Origin of the sequence: Butyrivibrio sp. XBB1001 (genome assembly GCF_000424505.1) — a bacterium.
Lineage (GTDB): Bacteria > Bacillota > Clostridia > Lachnospirales > Lachnospiraceae > Butyrivibrio.
In genome coordinates this window covers 67,930-94,412 of the sequence record NZ_AUKA01000015.1, presented here as the reverse complement: position 1 = coordinate 94,412, position 26,483 = coordinate 67,930, and the positions used below count along the sequence as shown (strand labels likewise).

General features: G+C 41.3%; 30 protein-coding genes and 3 tRNA genes. 1 reads left to right on the top strand and 32 read right to left on the bottom strand.

The features are described 5' to 3' along the window. Positions 1 to 245 (top strand): transposase (locus G631_RS20745; RefSeq protein ID WP_196803866.1); only part of this gene is annotated, 245 nt, incomplete at its 5' end. Between the two features lie 63 nt (positions 246 to 308). Here G631_RS20745 and G631_RS0112675 read toward each other — a convergent pair. The 32 genes from G631_RS0112675 to G631_RS0112520 all read right to left on the bottom strand — a co-directional run bounded on the left by G631_RS0112675 (position 309) and on the right by G631_RS0112520 (position 26,355). Continuing rightward, complete coding sequence (locus G631_RS0112675) at positions 309 to 1,034, bottom strand: MerR family transcriptional regulator (RefSeq protein ID WP_026489771.1); 726 nt, start codon at positions 1,032 to 1,034, stop codon at positions 309 to 311. A gap of 245 nt (positions 1,035 to 1,279) precedes the next feature. Next, on the bottom strand, positions 1,280 to 2,062 hold the full coding sequence (locus G631_RS0112670; protein ID WP_026489770.1) for an aminoglycoside N(3)-acetyltransferase: 783 nt from the start codon (positions 2,060 to 2,062) through the stop codon (positions 1,280 to 1,282). A 72-nt stretch (positions 2,063 to 2,134) separates the two neighbouring features. Next, positions 2,135 to 2,662 (bottom strand): NUDIX domain-containing protein, encoded by a 528-nt coding sequence (locus tag G631_RS0112665; RefSeq protein WP_026489769.1) that lies wholly within the window; start codon positions 2,660 to 2,662, stop codon positions 2,135 to 2,137. Between the two features lie 299 nt (positions 2,663 to 2,961). Further along, complete coding sequence (locus G631_RS0112660; protein WP_081671349.1) at positions 2,962 to 3,921, bottom strand: hypothetical protein; 960 nt, start codon at positions 3,919 to 3,921, stop codon at positions 2,962 to 2,964. Between the two features lie 285 nt (positions 3,922 to 4,206). Further along, positions 4,207 to 4,989 (bottom strand): AlkZ-related protein, encoded by a 783-nt coding sequence (locus G631_RS19145; RefSeq protein WP_242829106.1) that lies wholly within the window; start codon positions 4,987 to 4,989, stop codon positions 4,207 to 4,209. A 15-nt stretch (positions 4,990 to 5,004) separates the two neighbouring features. Beyond that, positions 5,005 to 5,406 (bottom strand): (deoxy)nucleoside triphosphate pyrophosphohydrolase, encoded by a 402-nt coding sequence (locus G631_RS0112650; protein WP_035789802.1) that lies wholly within the window; start codon positions 5,404 to 5,406, stop codon positions 5,005 to 5,007. Positions 5,407 to 5,649: 243 nt separating this feature from the next. Next, the gene (locus G631_RS0112645; RefSeq protein WP_026489766.1) at positions 5,650 to 6,096 is read right to left on the bottom strand and encodes a GNAT family N-acetyltransferase; all 447 of its coding nucleotides are present in this window, start codon (positions 6,094 to 6,096) and stop codon (positions 5,650 to 5,652) included. Positions 6,097 to 6,245: 149 nt separating this feature from the next. Further along, the gene (locus G631_RS0112640; RefSeq protein WP_242829105.1) at positions 6,246 to 7,031 is read right to left on the bottom strand and encodes a pyridoxamine 5'-phosphate oxidase family protein; all 786 of its coding nucleotides are present in this window, start codon (positions 7,029 to 7,031) and stop codon (positions 6,246 to 6,248) included. 3 nt (positions 7,032 to 7,034) lie between these two features. Further along, positions 7,035 to 7,220, bottom strand: coding sequence for a cyclophilin-like fold protein (locus tag G631_RS21585; RefSeq protein ID WP_035789801.1), 186 nt, complete (start codon positions 7,218 to 7,220; stop codon positions 7,035 to 7,037). Positions 7,221 to 7,431: 211 nt separating this feature from the next. Next, the gene (locus tag G631_RS0112630) at positions 7,432 to 8,373 is read right to left on the bottom strand and encodes a bile acid:sodium symporter family protein (protein WP_026489764.1); all 942 of its coding nucleotides are present in this window, start codon (positions 8,371 to 8,373) and stop codon (positions 7,432 to 7,434) included. Positions 8,374 to 8,467: 94 nt separating this feature from the next. Further along, positions 8,468 to 8,986, bottom strand: coding sequence for a hypothetical protein (locus tag G631_RS0112625; RefSeq protein ID WP_026489763.1), 519 nt, complete (start codon positions 8,984 to 8,986; stop codon positions 8,468 to 8,470). A 12-nt stretch (positions 8,987 to 8,998) separates the two neighbouring features. Beyond that, a complete protein-coding gene (locus G631_RS19135; RefSeq protein ID WP_026489762.1) occupies positions 8,999 to 9,283 on the bottom strand; it encodes a hypothetical protein in 285 nt (94 codons plus the stop codon). A gap of 170 nt (positions 9,284 to 9,453) precedes the next feature. Continuing rightward, positions 9,454 to 10,560 carry an RNA ligase gene (locus G631_RS0112610; protein ID WP_026489761.1) on the bottom strand — a complete coding sequence of 369 codons (1,107 nt, stop codon included), beginning with the start codon at positions 10,558 to 10,560 and terminating at the stop codon, positions 9,454 to 9,456. After that, positions 10,557 to 11,144 carry a metallophosphoesterase gene (locus G631_RS20325; protein WP_051197221.1) on the bottom strand — a complete coding sequence of 196 codons (588 nt, stop codon included), beginning with the start codon at positions 11,142 to 11,144 and terminating at the stop codon, positions 10,557 to 10,559. The genes G631_RS0112610 and G631_RS20325 overlap by 4 nt, the downstream gene beginning before the upstream one ends. Before the next feature lie 18 nt (positions 11,145 to 11,162). Beyond that, entirely contained in the window at positions 11,163 to 12,209 is a 1,047-nt protein-coding gene (locus G631_RS0112600; protein ID WP_026489760.1) for an RNA ligase (ATP), read from the bottom strand. Positions 12,210 to 12,228: 19 nt separating this feature from the next. Next, positions 12,229 to 12,981, bottom strand: coding sequence for a tRNA(His) guanylyltransferase Thg1 family protein (locus tag G631_RS0112595; protein WP_026489759.1), 753 nt, complete (start codon positions 12,979 to 12,981; stop codon positions 12,229 to 12,231). Positions 12,982 to 13,176: 195 nt separating this feature from the next. Beyond that, positions 13,177 to 13,252: transfer RNA gene (locus G631_RS20970), tRNA-Met, on the bottom strand. Positions 13,253 to 13,338: 86 nt separating this feature from the next. Further along, positions 13,339 to 13,411, bottom strand: a tRNA-Ala gene (locus G631_RS0112590). 86 nt (positions 13,412 to 13,497) lie between these two features. After that, a tRNA-Gly gene (locus G631_RS0112585) sits at positions 13,498 to 13,569 on the bottom strand. Between the two features lie 437 nt (positions 13,570 to 14,006). Beyond that, on the bottom strand, positions 14,007 to 14,183 hold the full coding sequence (locus G631_RS0112580; protein ID WP_155833922.1) for a hypothetical protein: 177 nt from the start codon (positions 14,181 to 14,183) through the stop codon (positions 14,007 to 14,009). Between the two features lie 47 nt (positions 14,184 to 14,230). Then, on the bottom strand, positions 14,231 to 14,845 hold the full coding sequence (locus G631_RS19125; RefSeq protein ID WP_081671348.1) for a metallophosphoesterase: 615 nt from the start codon (positions 14,843 to 14,845) through the stop codon (positions 14,231 to 14,233). A gap of 11 nt (positions 14,846 to 14,856) precedes the next feature. After that, positions 14,857 to 15,546: a metallophosphoesterase gene (locus tag G631_RS0112570; RefSeq protein ID WP_051197220.1), complete on the bottom strand. Its 690-nt coding sequence runs from the start codon at positions 15,544 to 15,546 to the stop codon at positions 14,857 to 14,859. A 468-nt stretch (positions 15,547 to 16,014) separates the two neighbouring features. After that, entirely contained in the window at positions 16,015 to 16,482 is a 468-nt protein-coding gene (locus G631_RS0112565) for a hypothetical protein (RefSeq protein ID WP_026489756.1), read from the bottom strand. Next, positions 16,466 to 17,629: a recombinase family protein gene (locus G631_RS19120; protein WP_051197218.1), complete on the bottom strand. Its 1,164-nt coding sequence runs from the start codon at positions 17,627 to 17,629 to the stop codon at positions 16,466 to 16,468. The genes G631_RS0112565 and G631_RS19120 overlap by 17 nt, the downstream gene beginning before the upstream one ends. Before the next feature lie 233 nt (positions 17,630 to 17,862). Continuing rightward, the gene (gene lysS, locus G631_RS0112555) at positions 17,863 to 19,434 is read right to left on the bottom strand and encodes a lysine--tRNA ligase (protein ID WP_026489755.1); all 1,572 of its coding nucleotides are present in this window, start codon (positions 19,432 to 19,434) and stop codon (positions 17,863 to 17,865) included. A gap of 279 nt (positions 19,435 to 19,713) precedes the next feature. Further along, positions 19,714 to 20,199, bottom strand: coding sequence for a transcription elongation factor GreA (gene greA / locus G631_RS0112550; protein ID WP_026489754.1), 486 nt, complete (start codon positions 20,197 to 20,199; stop codon positions 19,714 to 19,716). Between the two features lie 226 nt (positions 20,200 to 20,425). After that, the gene (gene dusB, locus G631_RS0112545; RefSeq protein WP_026489753.1) at positions 20,426 to 21,412 is read right to left on the bottom strand and encodes a tRNA dihydrouridine synthase DusB; all 987 of its coding nucleotides are present in this window, start codon (positions 21,410 to 21,412) and stop codon (positions 20,426 to 20,428) included. A gap of 105 nt (positions 21,413 to 21,517) precedes the next feature. Beyond that, positions 21,518 to 22,006 (bottom strand): DUF6145 family protein, encoded by a 489-nt coding sequence (locus tag G631_RS0112540; protein ID WP_242829104.1) that lies wholly within the window; start codon positions 22,004 to 22,006, stop codon positions 21,518 to 21,520. Positions 22,007 to 22,152: 146 nt separating this feature from the next. After that, positions 22,153 to 22,968: a type III pantothenate kinase gene (locus tag G631_RS0112535; RefSeq protein ID WP_026489751.1), complete on the bottom strand. Its 816-nt coding sequence runs from the start codon at positions 22,966 to 22,968 to the stop codon at positions 22,153 to 22,155. Between the two features lie 151 nt (positions 22,969 to 23,119). Continuing rightward, a complete protein-coding gene (locus G631_RS19115; RefSeq protein WP_051197216.1) occupies positions 23,120 to 23,989 on the bottom strand; it encodes a biotin--[acetyl-CoA-carboxylase] ligase in 870 nt (289 codons plus the stop codon). Between the two features lie 86 nt (positions 23,990 to 24,075). Beyond that, a complete protein-coding gene (gene argF, locus G631_RS0112525) occupies positions 24,076 to 25,068 on the bottom strand; it encodes an ornithine carbamoyltransferase (RefSeq protein WP_026489750.1) in 993 nt (330 codons plus the stop codon). A gap of 171 nt (positions 25,069 to 25,239) precedes the next feature. Continuing rightward, positions 25,240 to 26,355, bottom strand: coding sequence for a cell wall hydrolase (locus G631_RS0112520; protein WP_026489749.1), 1,116 nt, complete (start codon positions 26,353 to 26,355; stop codon positions 25,240 to 25,242). Between the last annotated feature and the right edge of the window lie 128 nt (positions 26,356 to 26,483).

The window sequence follows — 26,483 nt, the reverse complement described above, 5'->3', positions numbered from 1 at the left end:
ATGTTGCTCCTGTGAAGCTCATCAACTCGTTAAAATCACAATTATCCAAGGAAGTAAGGAATACATATAGATCACACGTGGAGAAATACCTTTGGGGAGATTCACCATTCTGGAGCGCAAGTTATTTTTGTGCCACTACTGGAAGTGTTTCACTTGAAACTGTTAAGAAATACATTGAAGAGCAACGAACAGAAGAACACAAACGCAAATACATTAAGACGGGGAAATACAAAAGGAAAAGCTAGTGCGATTCATCCCACAACCGATTTCATCGGAAGGGGTTTTCTCGCACGATGTTTATAACCGCATCATCCGCAGTAGATCTGTATCGCACGGTGAGTAAATTCAGCAGTTCCTTCTCCACCCATCTTATTAATGTTCTCGGTGAATTCTCCGCCACCGGCATACATCTTACCAAGTCCGGAAAGAATTTCATTAGAACACTTATAAAAATGCTCGGTAATAAAACTTTGCAGCTTCCTTACCTGATCCTGTACTTCTGCAGAAGCAGGATCCTGATTCTTCATACCTCCGAACTCTTCAAAGATTTTCATGAAATTGGCCATCATACTTTCTTCCTCGCTCTTTGAACGCTTTTGGTCCTTCTCTACAAATTCCTTATATTCCGCAGTATTACCCCACCGTTCTTTTGCACGCTTAGCGTATTCGTCTAATTTACTTGAATCAAATGCTGTAAAATCCAAATGTCTCACTCCTCTCAGTTTTAATCCACGGCACATACTGATCAGATTTTCGATATGTTCCTTCTTTAATTCTAGAAGTTCTATCTGCTGATCAAGTGCCAATCTCTTGTCAAAATCAGATCTGGTTACGATATCCTTTATATCCTTAAGCGGAAACTCAAGCTCACGAAACAGTAAAATCTGCTGAAGTCTCTCCAGCGCCGCATCATCATACAGCCTGTATCCGGACTCGGTATACTCTGCCGGTTTTAAGAGTCCTATCTTATCGTAATACTGCAGCGTGCGTATACTCACTCCTGTCAGCTTACTCACTTCATTTACTGTCTTCATGGCTATCATCTCCTTCACGTGTGATTACATCATAAACTATTACGTTACGTAATAGTCAAGCAAAAATAAATAATTTTGCAAAAAAAGATCGGCATCAAATCCATTTCTGAATTCCTTGCCGATCCTCTGCTTTTCCTTCTTTCGATTGTAAGTCTTTACGCTTGGTACGCTCCTTGTCACGGGATTAAGTTCACCCCAGGTGCGTCTCTGCTTTGCGTGATACTCGCGCTGTGCTTTCCTGGAATTTATTTCCTGTTACATTCTATCCACGATACAGCAAAATCTACTAATTCACGTTGGTTCATCAGCTTTATGTCAGCATTGCCCACTTTTACCTTACATGTAGTATAGGCTACTTCAAATGCCCTTCCTATATCTTTGAAGTCCTCTCCATCAACATACAATGTTTCATAAGCTTTCCAGACACGAACACCATTCTCCATGACTGCGCTGTGTTCAATGCAGGTATGTTTGCTTGAGTATTCTGCACGAGCATCCGCTAAATGAATGGAAGTATTCTTATCATAATCAACTCCAATCAGTAAAACTTTCCCATCGAGTTTATAAAGCTTCCCAATTGGTGATGAGTTTCCAAATATATTCGAAAGATCATGGTTCTCAGTTAAATACTTAGCATTCTTTCCCCAAGCCGCAACAGATCTGGCAGGATGGTCACTCCTTAATGTTCCAGGCCATGAACGGAACATTTCGGCAACCGCACCCATAGTGTTTGTCGGAGTAATCGCCTTATCATATGCCGGCCAGTTTTCGCGTATTGTATCCCAGTCAGCCTCATCTGCATCCCAATGAACTCCCGTTTCCGGATCAAGGTTTTTCCATGACTGTGTAGGCATCATAATAGTTCCATTCTGCCCCACAACATCAATCAAAGCTTCAATAATAGTCTGTGCACCACCACATACATATCCAATCTGTCCAAGTGATGTATGTACCATTACTGAATCACCATTCTGGAGCCCAACACTTTTTAATGCACTTACTATATCTGATTTAATGATAGTCTTCATACTCTCCCCTGTTAGACATGCAGCCCACTTCTACTGTATCCCCAAAACATCCCTAAGGATTTCTCTATAATATCATAGCTTTCTCTCAATTTCCTTAAGCTTATTGCAAAATTCTTCATCATTATGATCAGATACATGGTATAGGAATTCACCAAATGGCATGATCTTCACGTCATTGACTTCACGAGTATCATATTTAAAGCCTTGCTCAGGTACATCTACTCTGCACATAAAAACTGATAAGATAGCTCCTGTTCCATCATCCCAGTCAACAATGTGCTCAAAGCCAAACTTGAGTTCATCGACGGGAATTGTTATATCAAGTTCCTCTTTAGATTCTCTTATTGCTGCTGTTTCCGGTGTCTCGCCTGCCGTTACAGCGCCACCGGTCATATCCCACTTTCCAGCGTAATACTTGGCCTTCAAAGATCTCTGCTGAACAATATACTGTCCTTCTCCCTCGCCTGGCGCAGGACTGTCAGTTGTTTTCATGATTATGAGGACGTGCCTGTAATATTCTCCAGGCTTCTTGGGATCATGCTTCGGTCTGCTGACTCCGGTAAACTTACCGTCCCTTGTAAAAATATCTATATACTCCATTTAAACGCTCCTCCGCTTTTTGTCCTTGTTTTTTCATAGATAAATAATTTGCTTTATCCATTTTGTATCTGTTTTTATCATTGCAGAATAATTCGAGCAACATCTTTCCCGCAGGCACAAGAAGTATCCCTTATTTGTCTTTTACCCTTAGCAAAAGAGCAGCATTACTACAGGAGCAACTGCACTGATATCAGTACTTGCCGTACCAGTTACGCTGCTTGCAGGGCTACTCTTATCTAATCGTAAAAAGAAATAAATCTAATACACTTATCTTCTTATTATTCTTATAAGTATTCCCGCTACCATTTATACTCCTCCAAAAAGCTTTGTAATTCGCCTTCAACACGTTCATCCGCATTGTCTGACAGGCTCATGGCAAGTGATACCGGATCTACTTCGCCATTATTTGCAAATAGTCCCGGATCATATTTCCAGAGTTCTACTCTACTCGTCCTAATATCATCCTGCCATCTCGTATCTATCTCTTCAAAGCCACTCACAATATCGCTGCCTTTAGCGACAGCATATACATCCTCGCTTGGTGCAGCAAGCATGCTATGTCTGCTTAGCATCGTTTCTCCGGCGATGAACAATCCTTCTTCTTTTGTAATCTTTGTATGGACAATCTTCTGCACAGGGTTGATCAGATAATCCTTTGCTACCTCAAATAGCTCACGCCCTCTATAGTTAGGAACCATCCTTATCTCTTTTCCTACCCGTTCTTCTCTGATAAGGTCCATCTGCTTAAGTTGCTCTGAAGCTCTGGTAATTGACATTTTCGTCAATCCAAGATCATCTGCAGCCTGCTTTTTTATGAAAAAGTCATTTTCACTTTGGTATAACAGATAAAGAAAAAGACATTGCGTTGCTGGCATCATTTTGTCTGTAGACACAATCATTTTTCTTTTTAAGTTATTACTAAGCATTACCCCAAGGAAAGGCAAAAAAATCTGATTCGGTAATGAAATAAACGGAATCTCTTTTGCTATCAACGCATCTCTTTGTACTCTTGTGATGTCATCAAAGCAAAATGCCACATTAAGCCCTGTCTTTTCCATATACTGAGAAAGCTGCTTTTTGAATGCCACAACACCGAACTTCTCCCGGTCTGACAATTTGACAATCAAAAATGATGCATCTCCCATTACAGCACTATAGAAGACTCTTCCAGACACCATGTATAAAGGTAGCCCTTTTAGTTTAATTTTTTCCAAATGACAGTTTATACCAAAGGCGTTTTTTAAAGCATTTTCCAGCATAATATCACCTCGATAACATTTTTCTTTTATAGTAACATTAAATATGTTATCGTTCAATATTTATGTTACTATTCTACAAATCTCAGTGATATCAAACCCCAAAACAACATCTATGCTTTTTTATTTTAATAGCAAAGTTCAGTCCTGTCATTTAACGTGTGGTTGATAAAATCAGTATTAGCTCGTAATGTAATCCAGAATCTCTCTTGGTATATACTCCCATCTCAGTCGCCAAGCATCTCCAAGAATAATCTATCGAGTGCTGACCAGTCCTTATTGTGATCATCAGGTATTCTGCGGATAGTCAGTTTTTTTCTTTTTCGTCTTTACTTCTGTACCAAAAGCTCCGCCGATAAGTCTTTTTATCTGATCTGCGTTTGCTACTGGGTACAACTCCACAATGTGTTGAGCAATCGCCTTACCTGACACTTCTGGAGTCTCACTGTACCTTGAAGTCACATACTCATACCCCCACAAAGCCTCAGGCTTTGCATAAACAGCTATTGGCCAGCCATAGAATTCACCCTTTTTGTTCTTACGCTGTCTGAAATCCTTGACGCAAAGATAGGTCTTCATCTGAAGGTCAGTAACAACTCCGTCAAAGCCCTTTTCTCCGCCTTTAGCAAAGCCCGCTTTCTGCTTGAGGTCATTAGAATAAAGCTCATCCTCTATCTCAAAACAATCCATTACCTTCTTCTGGCGCCTTGAAGCCTTCTCATCATCCCAGAGCGCATCAAAATCATATCCATCCCTACGATAATTTACAAAATATGGAAGCCACTCTTTGGATATAAATCCAGCCTTCTTCTCAAAGAACTTGCCATAAGCAACCTCTCCACTCCTGGCAATGAGCTCCCGCCACTCCCATGGGTCCACTTTAGGATTTCCACACCACCAATACTCAACTGCAGTACGCTCCTCAAGTGAAAATCCCGGAATATCATTCTTAAAAAGCGGCAGAAATCCAACTTCATTTATGTAATCAATTGCATCCTGAACTGTATGCAGACATTCAGGGTCATCCCACTCAACGCCGTACATAATCCAGGTTCCGTTTTCATTTCCCATTGCTCACCTCAAAGCTTACGCCATCCTCTTCTTGATCTCATCTATCAAAGTAATATCCGCCGGAAGCCACTTAACTGAATCAATGGTCTCAACATCAAGCCACTTAGCATCCTCAGCTTCTTTTAGCACAAGATCTCCTGATATCAAACTGCACCAGTAACACCGCATGGATAGATGAAACTCCGGATAATCATGTTCAATTGTACTAATATACTCATCAACGCTGATCTCTGAATCAAGTTCTTCTCTAATTTCTCTTACTAAAGCATCTTCAGGGCTTTCTCCAGGTTCAACTTTTCCGCCCGGAAATTCCCACCAACCTTTATAATTCCCATAGCCTCTGGCTGTGGCAAAAACTCTTTTACCGTCTCTGATCAGCGCAGCTACTACGTTTATTGTCTTTCTGGAAGTGTCCATAAATGCCCCTTTTCCCAAATAATCGCTCATTCAATTATATAGAAAAAAGGAATCTAGCGCTATATGAGTCGCTAGATTCCTTCTATGGTTAATCCCCTTTTATAAGCGGGTTGATGTCTCCAATGTTGGATGTCTGTACTCTGATACCACTATCACCAATTGCAACCTCTGGGTTTGCAGTATTTACAATGGCATCTGCTTATACTTTTGTAATATCATTTCTGATAATCTGAAATGGAACTTTTACACCTCACGTTCCATCTTCACATGCGGAATTCCATCTTCCATAAATGGCTCAGAGACTACTTCAAAACCCTCTTTCGCATAATATCCGATAGCATATTCCTGAGCTTCAAGATATATCTTCTTAGCCTTAAGCTGCTCTACTGCTATCCTTACGCCTTCATGGAGCATCTGTCCACCAATGCCTTTACCATGTTCAAGTGTTACCACTCTGCCAATCTGCGCTACACCTGCTGCCTCGTCATGATCTTTCCAAAATACTCTGAGACATCCGGCAACTCTCCCGGAATCATTCCAGCAAAAGACATGTATCGCATCCTGATCTTTATCATCCAAATCCTGATATATACATTCCTGCTCTGTGACAAATATTTCAAATCTTGTTTTTAAAATCTCATAGAGCTCTGTGGTGCTGAGCTCATTAAAATGCTTAACTACAAACTCCACTATCCTATTCCTCTTTATTTCAGTGCCGCACTACCATTTACGATTATCATCATGACGGAACACAGCAAATCTTGGGTATCTCTTCCAAAGATATTCTGGCTCAGTACCATATTTTTTCTTTAAATACTTTGCTATTTTCTGCCTCGTTTTTAAACCACGCAGTGTTGCCTGCTGCCAAAGTCTTCTTTCTTAAGATCCGAATCCAACAGATCAAATACCTCCGGAACAACCTTTATAAGCGCCATTGGTTGCGGAAGATTTCTCATAGCTGATTCCGGAATCTTTTTATATTCCATGACCTTTAAGTACTCTTCACTGAAAGGCTCTACAAGGCTTGCCATTCCTTCTATCTGCAGGCTTTTAAGATTACCGAATCCGTTGTATGGTTCATAGATTGCCATTCCCACATGCTTGTTTTTCTTAAGTCCACGGAACTTTAATCCACCTTCGGAGAAAAAATAGAATCGGTTATCCACAAAATTGTATTCTATCGGTGTGCATCTTGTATGTCCTTCAGAGGCTGTTGCCAAAGTACATGTGTTATGCCCCTCAATAAAGGCTGTTATTTTCTCAAGTACCTGCTGCCTCGGCATCTTCGGAGAATGCTTGTCCTTATTGAGCCAATAGTTAGCAGCCGCATCATAATCAAACTTGAAGCTGTCATGTAAGACTGTAGCTTCCATGCGCTTTTTAAACTTAATCTTCTTACTGCGATACTGTGCCCTGATTTCCTTCTCGGGAATCCATATCTGAGCTTCATCTATCTTTGCAAAAACAGGTTCCAAAGCCTCATCATCTGTAATATTCTCTGCAACCTGCTTCTTATATGCGTTATATAGCCACTGAGATATTTGTGACTTCTGCCTTTGTTTTAAATCGCTGTAACGCTTGTTAGCTTGTACAAGCTTGCCGTTTACTTCTATGTGTTTACTCATCTTTTATCTCTTTTCAATTTCTATGGTTACATCCCCATTTCCAAGAAGGTCTGTTAATTTTTTTTCTGAAAGATTTATTTTTCCAAGCCTTGTATATGACCAAGAATTAGATCCATAGAAAACAACAATCTGATTTCCTGAATATAAAACTATATCGCCAGCAGTCAGGGTAAACAGGAAAGAGTACATATCTTGCTTATAATAGATTCCCCCCGCGACCCCGTATGTATTTCGGATACCATAGTCTATCAGCGGTAAAATGTATGTGATAGCAAATGCCTTGCCACATCCACTTCAATGAGGCGTGTATTATTATGTGTGTTCATACATTATCCTCTTCCAATTCCATTAAAATTATCCCGTTCCATCTCCAACACCCTTGTTGCATTTAACCGGTTTTTTAATCTTCCATACTCTGATCATCAATTCTCCTGTATATCCCGGCAAGAACCGCGCCGGAGATGTTATGCCAGACCGAGAAGATTGCACCCGGAACTGTCGCCATGGGCATTTGCGGAAAAGCACTTGATGCCAGCGAAGTGGCAAGGCCTGAATTCTGCATTCCTATCTCTATAGAAACTGCTTTCTTTCTGGGCATGTCCATCCTAAACAGGATTCCGATAAGAAATCCGCACAGATATCCCAACAGATTATGCAGGATCACGATCATAAAGATCGTCAATCCAGTGGACAGGATCTTTTCACTATTATGTGATACAACCGCTGCAACGATCAGACATATTGCCGTTACTGATACCGTGGGCAGTGCGAAAACAATCTTCTGAGTATATTTCTCAAAGAGTTTATTGATCAGCAGCCCCAATCCGACAGGTATCAGAACAACCTGGATTATCGAAATAAACATCGACTTTACATCCACATTAACAGATGTTCTCAAGTATAGATATGTCAACAGAGGCGTCAATAAAGGAGCCAACAGAGTGTTTATGCTCGTCATTCCCACAGAAAGAGCAGTATCCCCTTTTGACAGGTATGTTATGACATTACTTGATGTTCCTCCCGGACAGGTCCCGACAAGAACCACACCTACAAGCAGCTCATCACTTAGTCCAAAGGCTTTACCAAGCGCAAAAGCAAAAAGCGGCATGACGACAAACTGTGCAAGGCATCCGATAATAACATCCCTTGGTCTTGAAAAAACAACGGCAAAATCAGATGGTTTCATCGTCAATCCCATTCCGAACATAACGATCATCAGAAGATAATTGATCCATTTTGTCTGTATCCACAAACAGGTACCGGGCATAAATAATGCCAGTGCCGCGATGATCAAAACTATCCACGCCATATAGTTTCCGACAAAATCACTTATTCTCTTCATATTTTACCCCGCCACCTAAAAGATATAACTACGCTATCATAACAATATCACAAGTCAATATTGTAATGCATAATAAGTTTTTCTCTTGTTTTTGTCAAAAATGATAGTCAAAAGCAGCAACTATATAATAAACATCTCCATCCTTACAACGACGCATTAACTGCTCAGGGCTCTCAAAATCTCCATAATCACTGTAGAATTGCAAAGCACATGTATCATCCATTACACACTGCAGCTTATATAGCAAATAATGGATATCTCTGTCTTCACTATCCAAAAGTTTTTCCAATGTAAGAGCATTGCTGAATTCTTTTAAAGCCTTGCGATATCTTTTATAAACGCCTTTCATGAATTTTTCACGATTTTTAATGGTCATCTTGTACTGCACAAAGTTGTCTTCAGGATAATCCTCATTCTCCGTTTTCATGATCTCTGTCTGAAAAAATTCGGAGTAATATCCAGAAAAATAGTCCCTTGCTTCATACTCAAGATTCGTTACACCACAATAATCATATCCCCGGCGCTCTATCTGACTCACTGAAAAATAGTCATCGTCAATGACATCGTTTTCCGAAATCGGATTATCATTCAAAACAAAAATTGTAGAATGCATTATTTGTTCCCCTTATCTCTGATTCGCAATTCTAGCCAGTTCTCGCTTAAATGCATCGTAATTCCGACTGTCCTTAGGACTGCAATAAACAGCAAATTCTATATTTTTTAACATATACAGATAGTCATTAATCACATTTGCTGCAGCTTTGGCAACAATATCTGGTTTATTCTGAAATGCTCCACATCCAAATGCCCCCAATATAACTACTTCATCAGCATTAGCCACGGCAACATCCAATATTCTCCTTAGCATCTTTTCATGAAGCTCAAGTAGATCTTTATCTGATATTTTCACTTTTTTCGTTCCATCGCTCTTGTTATATGGATTACTTGGATAAGCTTCTGATTCTCAGATGCCTGTTTTATAGACTCCCTTAGCCGAACGTTCTCTCTGCACATCTTTTCTGTATCTTGGAATATTGCTACATTTTCATTTCGTCCCATTTAAACCTTCCTCTCATCTTCTTATTTACTTATCTCAGGATACTCCACAATCAGTTTTTCAACATTTGCCGGTGCAAGCACTGCCATGATATCAGTGATATCCTTATCGTTACCGATTGCCCTGAACCCAGCCCAGGCATATGGTGAATCCTTTATGGTCATTGCTACTGCTTTCCTGTCATGGTCGTATTCTTCATAAAGGCGCCTGGAATAGAGCATCATGTCTTCTGTTTTATGCTTTATCTCAGCAAACTGCCAGTCATAATACTTTATGATATGCGCATTAGCCGGGAAGTCTTTTGCCAATTTTGAAAGATCCTCTCCATTGCAGAAAAGCTCTGACATTCTCTTTGCTGTGAACACTTTGTTCGTGGATATTCTATGCATAGCGACGTATGACGGGGATTTTATCTTGACCCTGTTATGCTTCCCATCAACCACAACAAAGCCCTCATCCTCTATCTCGTCGCCCTTATTTAGCGCAAGAGCAGCATCAAGACACTCATTCATAGATTTTAGTGCAAAGCTCCTGGGTCTCCTAAATTGCAGAAGCTCTGTATCCAACTCTTCACCGGTCTTGTTATTCCTTGCTGCAAGAAAGAATAAAAAAGTCACATCATATCTGATGACAACCTGAGTAAATGGAGATACCAATTCAAAAACGTATGTGTAATCCTTATTCAGCTCATCAAATGGTATCTCCGCTATATTCTCTGCCTTGTTAATGATATCTGCATAACTCAGATCCTTATATCCCGGAACAGGAGCATTTCCTGCATCGCAAGTGGAGCTTGTTGCAAATCTCCATGCACCTTTGTACCAGAAAAGCTTTATCATAGAGCCATCTATCTTTTCCAGCACCCTGGCGCTATTCCAGTCAATATCTGCAGCATACTGTTCCTGTACATTAAAAAACTTATCAAACGGCCAGCAGACCACTACGCGCTGAACCACGTCAATTATAATTCCTCTTGCTTCGCATACCAGCGGATCTGAGAAATCAGCTTCTGCCATATACTTAAAGCAAGCCAAATCACCATTACGGCTTATCCTAATGAACCTTGCATTCAGCTTTTCTTCCCAGCTATCTGTATTATTATCTATAAACTCTAATATCTTCGATTTCATTGCTGTGTCTCTTTACTAATCCACTTCTTTTCTTTCTTCTCCACTGCATGATCAATCGTGATCCTGTGTATACTGTCGATATCAGATAGAATCCCGTCTTTTATCAGTTTTCCAAGATTGACCGGAGTATATCCGCATACATTGGCTGCAAGGTTTAAATGCTTGCAGCCTTCCTTGTACATCTCCATGTTACTGTGGTCATGTCCATGGATGTTAAGACACCACGGAAGTCCGTATACCGGCTCATGCGACAGAAGGATTTTGTCTGCTATAAATAGCGGCCCAGAATATATCTCATCAAACAGTCCCTTGTAATCTCCCCTTCTGTCATGGTTTCCAAGAAGCAGTATCTTCTTTCTGACCCTGAGCTTCTTTATATATTCAGGACTTCCAACATCTCCCAGACAGACAAATGTGTCATTTTTCATAATCACAGAATTCAGGATATTGACCTGCTCATCGGGGTCTATCCAGTCAGGATCCATGATCTTACAATCAGAATCTTTAAAATGTGTGTCAGACAGGATATAAACAGATCCATTTTCTGACCAGTGCCTGAATGGTTCATATAATGTTGATATCATGCTGCCTCCTGTCTATGATCACTCATCATTTTTCATTAGATACTTGTTGTTTATTACTTTCATTGATAAAGGCCCGCTAAGTGTATAAGAGTGAACAGGCGTAACAGGCCTTATTACTATTCCCTCTCTTATTGTCCCATTGTATCCAACACCTTCTGCCCTTGCTAATAGAGCCGCCTCATCAGGATACTTTGCTAAGAGATCATTGCCTTCCTCTTCCACCGGAACCATCTGACATCCGACATATCTGCAGATTTCCTTAAGCGTTGCTAGGTCAGTTCTCTTATCATCCATTTTGGCTGTAAACACAAACAACTCCGGTTTCTTTAACTTAAGCCTGTTCTTCTGAATTCCTTCACCGCACCATTCTCCCTGAAGAACCAACGTGCTAAGCCCATGCTCATCTGCATACTCTTTCATCTTCTCAGGTATTCCTGCGGCCTTTACATGCTCAACAAATGCAGACTTTCCATCATCCTTATAAGTGAAGTTATGTCCGGTAAAAGATATTTCCCCATCCCTTACACCTATTGAATGGCTTGATCCATCCATCTTTGTAGTTATGTAATATGGAAGCCCCTTGAACTCGTTTAGTAGTTCAGGTGCAGACTGTATTCTGGTCTCATCAGTCTTAGGGATATATCCCGGACGATCTCCAATCATAGTTCCTCCGGATCCTGCACGCTCAGGCATTTCCCATTCACGCACACCAAGGATTTCCGTGACGTCCATTCCTTCCTCCAGTGTCATGCCCTGAAGCTTTGGCAGCTTATCTATCCCCAGACATAAACCCTGGGATATCTCTCCTCTAAACTTCATGGTCTTTAATCTGAATCCATCACCCATAAAATCATTACTTCTGTAGGAACTCTTTCTCAGGAATTCAAACTCCTCACATACAGGGAGAAAGGAATCTATCTCAAAATAGACCACCATATCTCCCACATGAAATTCTCCCTTTCCTCCGACACACTTCCATCCAAGAACCTGAACAAGTTCCAGTCTGTCTGCATCCGGTATAGGCATAACTGCCTTGATTTTCTGTATTGATGCTAGTTTTCTCATCTTTTCTTACCTTCCTTTTTCAAATAAAACTTCGAATGAGCTTTCCATATTCATCGCCTAAGGGTAGCTCATAATCTACATGTATCATTTTACGTGTTGTCATCTTTGTTTCGCCGGTCAAAGGATTAGTACCCTCTTTCTCATACTCTTCATTCCACATACCGACTCCGCGTTTCTGCCATGAAGGCAGCTTATCGTAATTAATTCCTCTACTGAAGAGAAGCTCATTTTTGTAACTTATTCCTTTGCCCTTCAGCTCTGATGTCGTCTTGTGAACTGACACCCCTTCTTTTCTAAGCATCCAGTAACAGTGTGAATTAAGAGCATTCCTGTTAGCATCTTCCTGTCTCCATCGGAAGTAATCTTCAACTCTTTCTTCATTTGGGAGGGGCACCATTCTGCAATCAAAAGTAGCTGCCATTCCAAGTTCCAGTGAAAATACTGCACTGGCTTCGGCTGCCAAAGTCGAATTATATTTACGCACTTTCCTTCCAAATGTATCCTCGTCAGCAGCAAACAGTAACGATATCTCATCGCTTTCTGTGTATGCATACATAACTCTGAATCCACAATCCATGAGCGCCTTTGTAGTTTTCACCATCATGTCTCTAAACTTTTCATCAAAGGGTGCTTCAAAGTTGCAAACTTCTTTTGTAAGCTTTGTAAAGCCTCGGCCATCAAGCCTTGCAACCATATAAATGTCAGGAAGTAATACCTGATCAAGAGATTGCTCATAAACTCGCATCTTCGCATCCATCTCGTCAAAACGCATCGCTTTCTCCTCCAGTTCATATGCGAAACTATAAAGATCTGTAGATCCGACTGTTACGGCGAAGCCCGATAGGTGGACCCCATCTGGTTTTCACACCACCTCCGGATTAATGTGACGGCGCACAATCCACATGAATAAATGATATTCCCCTGAACGCTGATTGTCAGTCGACTCGTGGTTGATAAAATGTGGTAGTCGCGGGGGCAGGAGTCGAACCTGCTATCACTTGGGATATGAGCCCTGTATGGTCATTCCGTTCCACTCCCCCGCAAAGGCCGGATGAAGGATGTGCGCCCTCCTCTGATGATTACAGGTCACCTGCATCGCTATCTATGCTTATCCGGCGTGAAATTTAAGTGGACCGCACGGGAATCGAACCCGCCATCTCTGGTATGCAAAACCAGCGTCACCCCATCGCGACTTCCGGCCCATTGCGCAGAAGACCGTGCCTGTGGCCTTCTGCTATATTTAATTGTTTATCCAGAAGTAAGGAAGTGCCTGCTTTCTCCTTCTGAGAGTGGATAACCGGTTATGATCCGGCACCTTCGATTTGGAAGACCGATATGCTGCCAATTACACCACATCCACGTATTTTTGTATTAAAAAAGGATCCATCCAACACGGACAGATCCCAAAATCCTACAGCTTATTCCAATGCTACCGTTGCAAGCTAACATCGGACTTTGCCACCTGTCCTGATATATTTTTCTATTCTCTCTGTACGTCCTGATGTTCCTGAAATGAGCGCACCAATAACAAACGTATCAGCTGTAAAGCCATACGCCTTTGTCGCGGTTGTGCATGTCAAATTAGAAATCATCATCTGTTTCATTGAAAGCTTTTTACCTTGCCTTTCTATCTATTTACTAACTCTGTTTAACAAAAAAGGAAGCGACCGCATATTTACATTGATGTTTGCATCAAAATAAATAGGACAGGCACTTCCTATATACTTACACTAGCACCTGTAATGTGAAATGTAAAGTACCATTTTACAAAACTCACGATATTTCAAATACATATTCCTATTCCTTCTTATAAATGGCATCCCAAAAATCATCATTTAATCCTAGTTTTGGGATACCTTGCTCGGTTACTAATTCTACAAGTGTTCCCATTTTTAAAACTATAAATTGTGGAAAAATAATTTGCAGAATATCACCAACTGTTGCATTGTTACGTATATCAATTACTATCTTCATCTTCATTCTTACCTGTCACAATGATTTTGCAAAATTCTGTAACCACACTAAAATTCAACTCTCCCTGAAGCTTTGCCTTCATTTAGATTATCAATTGCCGCATCCATCATATTCAACATATTACTAGATATCGAGAATTCATCAGGTTTATATTTCCCAAAAAAATCCACAATCTGCTTAACTGATACCGGATAATAGTTATTGGCATCTACACCAACATCATATCTTCTCTGTCCATCAGACCTATTAGACTCGTTGTATTCCATACGCGCATGGATATGGCCATGGAGATGATAACTACCGCTACCTTTTTTAGGCCATGATAGCATCGGATAGTGCATTAAAGAAAAAGAATTCCCATATACAGAAATTTTCATAAAATCCTGTATATCTTCAAAGAGTCGTGGATCATAATTCTTATCATGGTTACCTCGAACAAGATATTTCTTTCCATTCAGCTTCTTTATCAAATTATCAGCGTCTTCGATTTTCATATGATGACAGATATCTCCAATGATATATACAGTGTCATCTTTTTGAACAACCGCATTAAAATTCTGCAAAAGAACTCTATTCATTTCCTCAACAGATTCAAATGGTCTATTCTGCATTGTTATTATTGCCCTATGTCCAAAATGCATATCTGCAGTAAAATATATCATCGTATCAGCCCCTACTTTGCCTCTTCGAATTTCCTCGTCATAGTATCTACAATGTATAGTTTCTGGTTTCCATATGGATTACCATTTGAATAAGTCGAGAAAAGGTCTAATGTCAGCACTCCACAAGCATCAAGTGGTTCCTCTACAGGTGTATGGCCCACTACCTGATAAAAGAGATCATCCCTAAACATCCTGTAAAAGTCCGCCTGAGGTCTTGCCCATATAGGCGAACTATCTCTCCATAGTTCCTGTTTTCCCATTCGATTGATCTTTGCAAGGATATCATCAATTTCTTTCACATGATATCCACAGGAATGAAGCACGAAAGTCTCAGTAACTCCGGCATGACTGAACAGTACATTATCAATTCTATGAACAAACTTATATCTGTCCTCAAGGATCCGCTCAAGCTTAGTTATCCCTTCAATGGCTGTTAGCCTGGCCTGTACTGAATAACCTGATTCCATGGTATCCCATAGATAAGAAACATCATGATTGCCATAACACCAAAGGGACTCACCATGCTCTTTTCCAAACTCTGCAGCTCTATTCAGAGTTTCTTCATAAGCACCAAGATCATTGCCCTTCCCCCAGTCATCTACCAGATCTCCAAGAACGACAATATCTTCGTAACTACTCTTATCTACTTTATCTGCCTCATCAAATATACAGGGTTTTAAATGCACATCTGGAATTACCAAAACTCTGCTCATGTACAAATGGAATCGTTGTAAATCCAATGCATTTTTGGATTCAGCGGGTTCTCCACGGAGAAACGTGGTAAATACGCGAAGCTGTGTGTCATTTGCTTGATTTTAGCGTCGGGAACTGTAGTACGTCCCTAATGCTCAACCTCTGTGTAATCAGCATAAATAGGCTATCCATGCCATATCCGATCACACCTATCTGTGGCAACTTTTTATTTTATCCTTTCGCATCTTTTCAAAATAGAGATGGCATTGTTTTAATTTTACTTATGCAATCTTTTAAAACAGAATCTGCATCTCTACCTCATAATGTTACTTAAGTCGCGACAGATAGCAGGTTAAGTCATCAAATGACGCTAAAAAAACACATAACGTCGGTAACTTACGTTTTCTAATTTATCTACATCTATAAAATCAAATCAAAAAGATTCTGTTTCACTTAATAAAAGATTGCTCTTTTTCTCATGAAACATCTCCTTCCGTATTTGTTATTTTCTTATTCATAGTTTTTTTCTTACTCTTAGTTATCTCTTTTCTCGCTTCTGATAGGTCATAAATTATTACGTTTTCTTCTAAGTAATATGTTCCATTGACCTTGAATTGCACTCTCTCATCCTCTTCATGTGAAAAGTCCAGAAATCTTCTCACCATAACCATGGTAGCCGGGTGCTTTATGTTGATCGCATAGTTCTGCTTCTCTTTTAGCTCGCTGAATCTTATGGCCTCTTTGCAATGGCCGTTACATACTTCAACCGCAAGCTTAAATCCTCCGTCACATTCATTGATCAAAAGTCTTACAAACGCAGGAAAATTAAGTTCTGATGCCGTAGCTTTATTAAATCTCATTGAATCCTGGAACAGTGTAAGTTGTGATTTGCTGGAAGTTTCATTAACATTGATTACTTTGAATCCTTCAAGTACTGAGCTCATTTTTATACTTCTCCTTTTTCCTGTATTTTCCTTCTCCGCGTTCCGAAGCAGACACAAGCCTCTTTTCCGGAAGATCGGTCCAATCCGCTTCTATAGGTACGAAGCCTTTTAAAGTGCCTACTTTTATTGGTTTCAATCTTTTTTGCGGTTTCTTGGGTTTTCTTTTCCTGGCTATAATGTCCTGAGCAAGCTCCCAGTCCTCCCTGGCGATGATCGCAGGATGGTGATCCTTGATGTAATACTGGTCCATCTGTCCTGTATTCTTAACGCTTTTATGGGTAAGATAATCTTCTACAAATGTCTTTTGCATAAGGACATCGCCACAATACTTCTCGTTAAGCAAAATGTTTTTTACCGCGCCTCCGGTGAAGGGGTTGCCTTTAATGGTGACTACGCCCATATCATTAAGAATCCTCGCTGTCTCAGCATAGGATTTGCCTCTTATACAATTCTCATAGATAACTTCTACGATTTTGGCCTCTTCAGGAAGTATGTACATAAGACCGTCCTCGCTGGTGTCATAGCCAAGAAGGCACTGCGTCTGGATTTTGAAGGTTCCGTTCTGCATTCGGACCAAAATCCCCCATCTCACATTACTTGAGATAGTGCGGGACTCCTCCTGTGCAAAGGATGCCATTAGCGTCAGCATAAAATCTACATGTTCATCAAGGCTGTTGTATTGGTCCTTTTCGAAGTAGACTCCTACCGGTGTTTTAAGATTTTTGAGCCGCCTGACAACACTGATAAAATCTAACGTATTCCTGGCAAATCGAGATGATGATTTTGTAATTATCATGTCAATAAGCCCGGCTTCCGCATCAGCAATGATCTTATTAAATTGCTCTCTATGTTTGGTCTGAGTTCCTGTTTTTCCCCAATCCACATAGACTCCTGCATTTACCCAGTCAGGTCTTTGTTCTATAAGCTCGTTGTAGTACTGTTGTTGCGCCTGGATGCTGGTTTCCTGCTGCTCCTGAAGCGTACTGACTCTGCAGTATGCAGCTACTCTTTTGGGTTTAAACTCCTTGTCCCCCGGTTTAGGTTTTTCCTTCTTGGGAATTACTTGCACATTCATCGGCAACGGATTTGTCTTTTTTGCTTTCTCCTTTGGATTCCGTCGCTCTTGTCTGATGGCCATTCCATCCATTTTGTTTGTCCTCCTATACTTTTTTGCGAATAAAAAACGCCACAAATTACTATTTTACCAGTAATCTGTGGCGTTTCTATTATGCCCTAACTGAGAAGATTCTTTTGTCCAAGAATACGGGCGCCACGAGGACGCCCGCCTAAAACAAATTCAAAAACTAAAAACAAAACATAAAATACAAATCAACCCGCCGATGAAACCGGCATAAATGCTGGGTTTCCTAGCAAGCCTCATCACTTCTTAACTGACTTTAAGGTTGGAAAGAGTAAAACGTCTCTTATGGTCTCGCTGTCTGTGAGAAGCATGCAAAGACGGTCAATACCGTAGCCGATACCTCCTGTAGGAGCCATACCAATTTCAAGAGCATTGAGGAAGTCCTCATCTGTGTGCTCTGCCTCCTCGTCGCCAGCTGCTGCGTTAGCATCCTGAGCTGCGAAACGCTCACGCTGATCGATAGGATCGTTAAGCTCTGAGTATGCGTTACACATCTCCCAAGTATTGATGAAGAGCTCGAAACGCTCAACCTTCTCAGGATCTGAAGGCTTCTTCTTGGTAAGAGGTGAAATAGCAAGAGGATGATCCATAATGAATGTAGGCTGAATCAGGTTCTTCTCGCAGTACTCTTCAAAGAAGAGGTTGATGATATCGCCCTTAGTGTGACGATCTTCAAATTCAATGTGGTGCTCCTTGGCAAGAGCTTTAGCTTCCTCGTCAGTCTTAACTGTATCGAAGTCGATACCTGCATACTTCTTGATAGCATCATTCATTGTAAGACGCTCGAAAGGCTTGCCCAAGTCGATTTCGTTGTCGCCATACTTGATGAGTGTTGTTCCACACACCTTCTCAGCGAGGTAACGGAACATGGACTCTGTAAGTTCCATCATTCCTTCATAATCTGTATATGCCTGATAGAGCTCCATAAGTGTGAACTCTGGGTTATGTCTTGTATCTACGCCCTCGTTTCTGAATACTCGGCCAATCTCATATACTCTCTCAAGACCACCAACGATAAGTCTCTTAAGGTAGAGCTCAAGTGAGATACGAAGCTTTCTCTCTTCATCAAGTGCATTGTAATGTGTGATGAAAGGTCTTGCAGCTGCTCCACCTGCATTCTCAACAAGCATAGGTGTCTCAACCTCAAGGAAGTCTCTCTCAGCAAGGAAGTTACGGATCTCACGAAGGATAGCTGATCTCTTCTTGAAAGTTTCCTTAACATCCTCATTCATGATAAGGTCAACATATCTCTGTCTGTATCTGATCTCTGTATCTGTAAGTCCGTGGAACTTCTCAGGAAGTGGCATAAGTGACTTGGATAAAAGAGTAAGCTCTTTTACATGAACTGAAATCTCACCAGTCTTGGTTCTGAAAGCAAAGCCCTTAACACCGATGATATCTCCGATATCCATTTTCTTGAAATCAGCATAAGCCTCGTCTCCAAGGTCATTTCTGGAAACGTAGAGCTGCATACGGCCATCTCTGTCCTGAAGGTTAGCAAATGAAGCCTTACCCATAACACGCTTAGACATCATACGTCCTGCAAGAGATACAACCTTTTCAGAAGGTACTTCTGAAAGAGGAACTACGATAGCCTTGCCCTCTTCATCTACTGGAGGTACAAACTCCAGTGTCTCGAAGTTATCTCTGATGTTCTGTGTGTGATGCGTCTGATCATATTTAACGATCTGGAAAGGATCCTTGCCTGCTGCCTGGAGCTCAGAGAGCTTGTCTCTTCTAACCTGACGAAGACGTCCAACGTCCTCAGCTGGTGCATTCTGCTGATTGTTCTGCTGATTATTATCTGCCACTTTTTCTTCCTCCTAAATATATCTCTCATATGCATCAATAAGTTTACATTATAAATCCATGCATCCACGAATTGTAGCTTGAAATATGCCTAACTTAGACGATGCAATATCAAGTTTGCTTAACGATATTTATTTAAAGAGCCAGCGAAATATCATGTAAATCGCTGGCCCCCTTATTATCTACAAATGTAAAATCACTCAGATCTGTATATGTTCTGAAATTCTTACCAAAACACAGCTTATACCAAAGCAATAAAATCATTCTGATAAACTAGCTTATCAAACTGCTGATCTCTCGATGCTAAGTACCTTGTACTTAATGATACCAGCCTGAGTCTCTACAGAAACTGTCTGTCCCTTCTTGGCACCAAGGAGAGCCTTACCAACAGGTGACTCGTTTGAGATCTTGCCCTTAAGTGAGTTAGCCTCAGATGAACCAACGATCTTGTACTCAAGGTCCTCATCAAACTCAAGGTCCTTAATCTTAACTATACAACCAATACTGATCTTATCAAGGTCAACGTCCTCTTCTACAACAACTTCTGCATTCTTGAGGATTTTCTCAAGAGCTTCGATTCTAGCCTCGATGTCTCTCTGCTCATCCTTGGCTGCATCGTACTCAGCGTTCTCTGAAAGGTCACCCTGCTCTCTAGCTTCCTTGATCTTCTCAGCAACTTCCTTACGCTTAACAACTTTCAGCTCATGAAGTTCGTCCTCATATTTCTTGAGTCCTTCATAAGTTAAAATGTTCTTCTTCTCTTCCATCTCAAAACCTACCCTTCATCATTGATTAAACCGCACAACTGTGGGCTTTAAAGCCAAATTTATAAAAAAACTTTCATTTAATAAAGCTATTTTAACTTTGCTATTATATAGTCTATAAAAAATCATGTCAAGGTCAGAAACCATGTTCTAAATTGCGTTTATGCTTTTTTAATAATTTATACTTAATGCCTTTTATTCCATGTTATCCTTCAACCACTTTATAGCATCATTGATTTGCTTCATTAAACAATAGCCCACATGCCTTTTTAAGGGAATCCATATCTTCCATCTGATTGATCTGATTCCTGAACTTGGCACTGCCTGGCATTCCGACAGTGTACCAGGACACATGCTTTCTCATCTCGCGGATTCCGATGAACTCTCCCTTGTACTTAAGCTGCAGGTCCGCATGTCTTATGACTGTGTCATAAATTTCCTTACTTGTAGGCCTTGGGCAAGTCTCTCCCGTCTCGAAGTAGCTCTTTATCTCACGGAAAAGAAATGGATTCCCCTGGGCAGCTCTTGCTACCATAACTCCATCGCAGCCTGTTTCTTCAAACATGCGTCTGGCTGATGGTCCATCCACAACATCACCATTTCCTATTACCGGGATTTTCAATGCCTCTTTTACCTGCGCAATAATGCTCCAGTCTGCCTGACCAGAGTAGTACTGCTCTCTTGTTCTTCCGTGGACTGCAACTGCTGCAGCTCCGCCCTCCTGAGCAGCCAGAGCACATTCAACAGCGTTGACGCTTGCCTCTGTAAAGCCTTTTCTGATCTTGACTGTAACCGGCCTGTCAGAAACCTGGCACAGAGCTTTTACAATCTTTTCAATAAGCTCTGGATTCTTCATAAGTGCTGAACCCTCGCCATTTCCAACAACCTTTGGAACAGGGCATCCCATATTCACATCAAGAATATCGTAGGGCCTATCCTTTATCATCTCTACTGCCTGCTGCATTATCTCAGGCTCTGATCCAAAGAGCTGCAGCGAAACCGGGTGCTCATCCTCATGGATTTCCATGAGCATGTTGGTGTTCTTGTTCTTGTATGTTATGGCCTTGGCGCTTACCATTTCCATGCATACAAGCCCTGCCCCCATTTCTCTGCATAACAGACGAAACGGCAGGTCTGAAACACCTGCCATTGGTCCTAGTATTATATTATTGTCCAGGGTTACGTTCCCTATTTGTAACTTGCCGTATCCTGACATATTTCTCCTATTATACTCTTAACGCTGTTCTGCTCTCGTCTGCATGCAGACTCGCCAGAAGATTCAGAGGTTATCCATCCGCTTATTTATCATATCTGCTGGGTTTCATTCGTCCTCAGAACCCAATATGTCTGCGGGATTCTCATGAAGTACATAGATTCTATAGTAAAGTCCCAGTGCCTCAAAGAGGTCCTGTCTCTTTCTGCGAACTTCACTTACAAGAAGTCCTGCTGTGATCTCGTCATAGGTGATGTCTTCTTCATCAGCGTTTGTTTCGATGCTGATGCCACCGTCTTCTTCAAAAACGATAGTGAATATTCCACCTGCTTCCTGGGTAAAGAGAACGCTGATAATATTCAGCTCTTTCTTGATTGACTCAGGAATCTCTTTAAATACAGGGTTAAAATAGTATTTCTGCTCGTAAGCGTTGGCACCGCACAGAACAACTCTGCCGCCTGCTGCCTGCTCGAAAACTCTTCCCTTGTTGGTCTTCTGCATCTCGTCTATCTTGAGGTCTTCCTTGTCTTCCTCACTTGTAAGATCCATATCACGAAATTCTTTATTATACTGTTCCTCAAAATCCTTAGCACTCATATCTGTTCCTTATTTCTATTTCATTAATTTCTCTTGTTTTATATATTTCTACTTTTTTACAAATTCTCAGCTTCCATGATCTGCATCATATTTAGTCTTGGATCACCTACTATCCTTGCTGATCCGGTCTGAGTGTCGCACAGCACTCATTCAGGTGCATTTTCATCTTCAAGCTCTTTAAGCTGCGGCTTGGTCCTTCGGTTCTTGTCATAGAGGATCTGAAGTCCGCGGAGAGTAAGGATTGGATCGTAAACATCTATCTCTTTGGTCTCCTGGGCAATGATCCTTCCAAGTCCGCCTGTAGCAACTACCTTGGCGTTTGGAAATCCTGCTTCTCTCTTCATCTCTTCTATAATATATTTGGTCTGGCCAATCTGTCCGTACACAAGTCCTGCCTGCATGCTGGAGATTGTCTCCTTGGCCAGGATGCTGCCTGGGTTTCTGATCTCAATTTCAGGAAGTTTAGCTGTGTCTTCCCAAAGAGCTTTTGCAGAAATTCTGATACCAGGGCAAACCACTCCGGTAAAAAAGTCACCTTTTTCATTTATCATAATATAGGTGGTTGCGGTTCCAAAGTCAACCACGATTACCGGTCCACCGTATAATTCATATCCAGCAACCGCATCCACAATAAGATCTGGCCCTACTTCCCTTGGATTGTCCAAAGAAATCCTGATACCTGTCTTAATACCAGGTCCCACGAGGTAAGGTTTCTTGCCGATGTATTTTATGATGGCATTTACAAGAGCGTGCATAACCTGAGGTACTACACTTGCAATCATAACGCCCTCAAGTTTGTCCTTATCCACGGAGTTTATGTTGAGAAGCGCCATGAGTTCCAAACCAAACTCATCTGAAGTTCTTGCTGTTCCTGTGGTCATTCTAAAGGAACTGACAAGCTTCTTGCCCTCAAATGCTCCGCACGTGATATTTGTATTTCCTACATCAACTACTAAAATCATTTCTTACTCCTGGGATTTTTCCACATTATCTGCCGAAAATCTTATTGTTATCCACTTTACTTGTCAACAATTCTGTGTCTTTCCACTCTACCCGTCACAAGTCCCCTATTGCTGTCCACATATGCACAGAACAATTCTCATCGCCTGCGCCTTATGTGTATCCATATAGTCCTCTGACAGACACTTCTCCGGCGTTTATCTCAAACTCTTCTCCCTCTTCATTAGAAACAACGAGAGCTCCAGTCTTGGTGATGCCGTGAGCAATTGCCTCATATTCTCCCTTAGGGTCTAACACTTTGACCAGCTTGTGTCTGTTTATGAGCCTCATCTCATACTGATCCAGTAAAAGAGTCAGATCATAATGCTGACGATATTTCTCATAGTTTTCTTCAAATCTTTTCATACAGCAGGCGATTACCTGGCTCCTTCTGAGCCTTACGCCTGTTGTTGATAAAATAGAGCCTGCAATATCCTTAATATCTTCTGGAAAGTCTTCCATGTTAACATTAATGCCAACACCTATTACAACATCATCTATAGTATTGTCAGGCTTCATATGAAGCTCTGTCAGTATACCACAGATTTTTTTCCCTGCAATAACGATGTCGTTTGGCCACTTGATCTGGGGGAAGTTCCTAACCTCGGCTATGATCTGACCAGCAAAGTATACCTTGGTTGACTTGCTAAGGTCTTCATCGTTGGCTATGATAAGCGCATCTTCAATGCCTTCTGCAATCGATAATCCCATGATGAGGGTCAGCATTGAAATCCTATCCGGTGGAGCGTCAGGCCTTATAACAAGACTCATGGCGATATTGGTTCCCTGAGGTGTTTCCCAGGATCTGCCCCTTGAGCCTCTTCCTGTTATCTGCCTGTCAGCCACAACTAGTGTTCCGTGGGGTGCCCCTTCCTGGGCAAGCTCCCTTGCGTCATCGTTGGTTGATCCGGTTTCATCCTTGTAGATCAGGTTCCTTCCTGCCCAATTAGTATTAAGTTTTTTTGCTATGCTCTCCTTGTTCACTGTTCTAATCCCTTATGCCTTTACATGATGTCGTTTTTTATATTTGTCAGTGTCTATGATTATTGTTCGGCACTCTTAGCTTTTGATCAGCTATTTTTGAGTGTAGCCAGCATCACAGCCTTTATGGTGTGCATGCGGTTCTCAGCCTCTTCAAACACGATGGAGTGATCTGATTCAAAGACTTCGTCAGTTACTTCCATTTCGTTGAGACCGTATTTTTCTTTTATCTCCTTGCCAATTCCTGTATTAAGGTCGTGGAAAGAAGGCAGACAGTGCATGAATACGCTATTCTTGCCTGCATTATTCATGATATCCATTGTAACTCTGTATTTTTCAAGGTCGCGGATTCGCTCTTCCCAAACACTGTCTGGCTCTCCCATAGAAACCCAGATGTCGGTGTATATAACGTCTGCGCCCTTAGTTCCTTCAATTGGATCCTCATTAAAATCAATGATAGCCCCTGTCTCCTTGGCAATGTCCTGACAGGTCTTTATCAGTTCCTCATTAGGGTAATATTTCTTGTTAGATACTGCAGTAAAGTGCATCCCCATCTTGGCGCAAGCCACCATGAGGGAATTTCCTGTGTTGTATCTTGCATCACCCATGTAAACCAGGTGGATTCCCTTGAGCTTTCCGAAGTGCTCCTTGATAGTCAAAAGATCTGCCAGCATCTGCGTGGGATGGAATTCGTTGGTAAGTCCATTCCATACTGGAACTTTGCTATACTTGGCAATTGTCTCAACTATCTCCTGCTCAAAGCCTCTGTATTCGATGCCGTCATACATGCTAGCAAGAACCCTTGCTGTGTCTGCAATGGATTCCTTTTTACCAATCTGAGAATCCGTTGGATTAAGGTAGGTTGAACCCATACCTAGGTCACTTGCTGCAACTTCAAAGGAACATCTTGTTCTGGTGCTGGTCTTCTCAAATATGAGAGCAATGTTCTTGCCTCGAAGTTCGTCGTGGAGAATTCCTTTTTTCTTTTTCTCCTTGAGATCAGAAGCAAGGTCTACCAGGCACTGAATTTCCTCTGGTGTGTAGTCAAGCAGTTTCAAAAAATCGCGTCCGTACAAGTTCATAATCCTACTCCTCCTGTAATCTAGTTTCCGTTTTTGTGCATCTTTTTCCATGATAACACAGAATACTAAATACACAAAGGGACAATGGACGCTGATTGTAACTGCGCTGGCAATAAAAATCGGGGAAAAGAGCTATGTCTTTTCCCCGATAATAAATTCAATTATATAAGATTACCAGAATACGTGTGCTCCTATTATGATACCTTCACGTCCGTTTACTCTTCTGAAGTGGCATGCGCTTCCTACAGTGGTCTCACCATTAAGTGCTGCCTGAGCTGCCTGATAGTTCATGTCGTAGATCTTGCCACTGTTGTAAACCTTGGCAACTGTTCCGTTGAGGGCTGGTGTAAACTGACCTGACGCATAGATAACACCGTAAATAGTGTTAGGATAAGCGCCGCTCTTAACTCTGTTGAGTACAACGGCACCAACCGCAACTCTTCCCTCGTAAGGCTGGTTACCTGCCTCGCACTGGATAAGTGCTGCAAGGAGTTTAACTTCATCAGCATCCGCGCTGACTGCTCCCTGGTTCTTGGTAAGGGCTGCTTTCTTCTCAGCTTCCTCACGAATCTTGATGGCTGCTATTGTCTCACCCTGGTCAATCTTGAACTCAGTAGTAACGAAATCAGCTTGAACATAGCCTGTCTCATCGTTGTAATCAACGCTGATCCAGCCATTCCCCAGATCTTCGATCATATCAACAAAGACATTCTTGGTAAGTACACCTAGAACCTGCGCCTTCTCGTTTGGCTCTTTCCTGATATTAAGAGCTGTGCTGTTGCTGGTTACAATCTGCTTACCAACGTCTGATGCTGCGTTTATAGCATCCTCATCAAATAAAAGATATTCATCATTGGCCCATCCAATCAGATCCCCTGACTGGATCTTGGTCCAACCATCTTTCCTCTCTAAGATCTTGCCGCCACAGTCCTTATAAAGGACTCCTACCTTGGCCGCGTCTTCGTCAGGCTCTTCCCTGACGTTCATGACTCTTGACACATTAGCCATGACAAGTTTAGAACCTTCATCCTCACTGGTACTGGAAGATGAACTGGCATCAGAAGATTTGTTCATATTGGATGCCACAATAACTTCTGTCGCACTGGAATCCATTCCAAGCGGAGAAATTGGACTTATAATGTTTGAAATGCCTACAGCAACCTCTGAAACGGTATTATTGCTCCTAGCATTTACAGTTAATCCCTGGGAAATAAATAGAACAAAGACAAGACCACAAATAATCAAAGGTCTCAATTCCCTAAGGGATAACTTTACTGCCTTTTTCATATCTTTGCTATCCTCTGCATTATTTTTGTATTTGGTAATAAATCTTGCGTGCAATTTTTACAAATATATTGCAATTTGTTACCATCACGAAAACATATAGATATTAGCAAATAATGATTTTTTTGTCA

What these genes read in the sequence shown, in the direction of transcription:
- G631_RS19120 (WP_051197218.1), bottom strand. Translation starts at nt 17,629, where the DNA reads ATGGATGGAATGGCCATCAGACAAGAGCGACGGAATCCAAAGGAGAAA.
- G631_RS0112630 (WP_026489764.1), bottom strand. Translation starts at nt 8,373, where the DNA reads ATGAAGAGAATAAGTGATTTTGTCGGAAACTATATGGCGTGGATAGTT.
- G631_RS0112595 (WP_026489759.1), bottom strand. Translation starts at nt 12,981, where the DNA reads ATGCGTTTTGACGAGATGGATGCGAAGATGCGAGTTTATGAGCAATCT.
- G631_RS0112675 (WP_026489771.1), bottom strand. Translation starts at nt 1,034, where the DNA reads ATGAAGACAGTAAATGAAGTGAGTAAGCTGACAGGAGTGAGTATACGC.
- G631_RS0112650 (WP_035789802.1), bottom strand. Translation starts at nt 5,406, where the DNA reads ATGGACACTTCCAGAAAGACAATAAACGTAGTAGCTGCGCTGATCAGA.
- G631_RS19145 (WP_242829106.1), bottom strand. Translation starts at nt 4,989, where the DNA reads ATGGGAAATGAAAACGGAACCTGGATTATGTACGGCGTTGAGTGGGAT.
- G631_RS19125 (WP_081671348.1), bottom strand. Translation starts at nt 14,845, where the DNA reads ATGATATATTTTACTGCAGATATGCATTTTGGACATAGGGCAATAATA.
- argF (WP_026489750.1), bottom strand. Translation starts at nt 25,068, where the DNA reads ATGAACTTGTACGGACGCGATTTTTTGAAACTGCTTGACTACACACCA.
- G631_RS0112600 (WP_026489760.1), bottom strand. Translation starts at nt 12,209, where the DNA reads ATGAGAAAACTAGCATCAATACAGAAAATCAAGGCAGTTATGCCTATA.
- G631_RS20325 (WP_051197221.1), bottom strand. Translation starts at nt 11,144, where the DNA reads ATGATATCAACATTATATGAACCATTCAGGCACTGGTCAGAAAATGGA.
- G631_RS0112580 (WP_155833922.1), bottom strand. Translation starts at nt 14,183, where the DNA reads ATGAAGATAGTAATTGATATACGTAACAATGCAACAGTTGGTGATATT.
- G631_RS0112565 (WP_026489756.1), bottom strand. Translation starts at nt 16,482, where the DNA reads ATGAGCTCAGTACTTGAAGGATTCAAAGTAATCAATGTTAATGAAACT.
- G631_RS0112520 (WP_026489749.1), bottom strand. Translation starts at nt 26,355, where the DNA reads ATGAAAAAGGCAGTAAAGTTATCCCTTAGGGAATTGAGACCTTTGATT.
- G631_RS0112670 (WP_026489770.1), bottom strand. Translation starts at nt 2,062, where the DNA reads ATGAAGACTATCATTAAATCAGATATAGTAAGTGCATTAAAAAGTGTT.
- greA (WP_026489754.1), bottom strand. Translation starts at nt 20,199, where the DNA reads ATGGAAGAGAAGAAGAACATTTTAACTTATGAAGGACTCAAGAAATAT.
- G631_RS21585 (WP_035789801.1), bottom strand. Translation starts at nt 7,220, where the DNA reads ATGTACTCTTTCCTGTTTACCCTGACTGCTGGCGATATAGTTTTATAT.
- G631_RS0112535 (WP_026489751.1), bottom strand. Translation starts at nt 22,968, where the DNA reads ATGATTTTAGTAGTTGATGTAGGAAATACAAATATCACGTGCGGAGCA.
- G631_RS0112660 (WP_081671349.1), bottom strand. Translation starts at nt 3,921, where the DNA reads ATGCTGGAAAATGCTTTAAAAAACGCCTTTGGTATAAACTGTCATTTG.
- dusB (WP_026489753.1), bottom strand. Translation starts at nt 21,412, where the DNA reads ATGTCAGGATACGGCAAGTTACAAATAGGGAACGTAACCCTGGACAAT.
- G631_RS0112610 (WP_026489761.1), bottom strand. Translation starts at nt 10,560, where the DNA reads ATGAAATCGAAGATATTAGAGTTTATAGATAATAATACAGATAGCTGG.
- G631_RS0112540 (WP_242829104.1), bottom strand. Translation starts at nt 22,006, where the DNA reads ATGAGTGCTAAGGATTTTGAGGAACAGTATAATAAAGAATTTCGTGAT.
- G631_RS0112665 (WP_026489769.1), bottom strand. Translation starts at nt 2,662, where the DNA reads ATGGAGTATATAGATATTTTTACAAGGGACGGTAAGTTTACCGGAGTC.
- G631_RS0112625 (WP_026489763.1), bottom strand. Translation starts at nt 8,986, where the DNA reads ATGCATTCTACAATTTTTGTTTTGAATGATAATCCGATTTCGGAAAAC.
- G631_RS0112640 (WP_242829105.1), bottom strand. Translation starts at nt 7,031, where the DNA reads ATGAGTAAACACATAGAAGTAAACGGCAAGCTTGTACAAGCTAACAAG.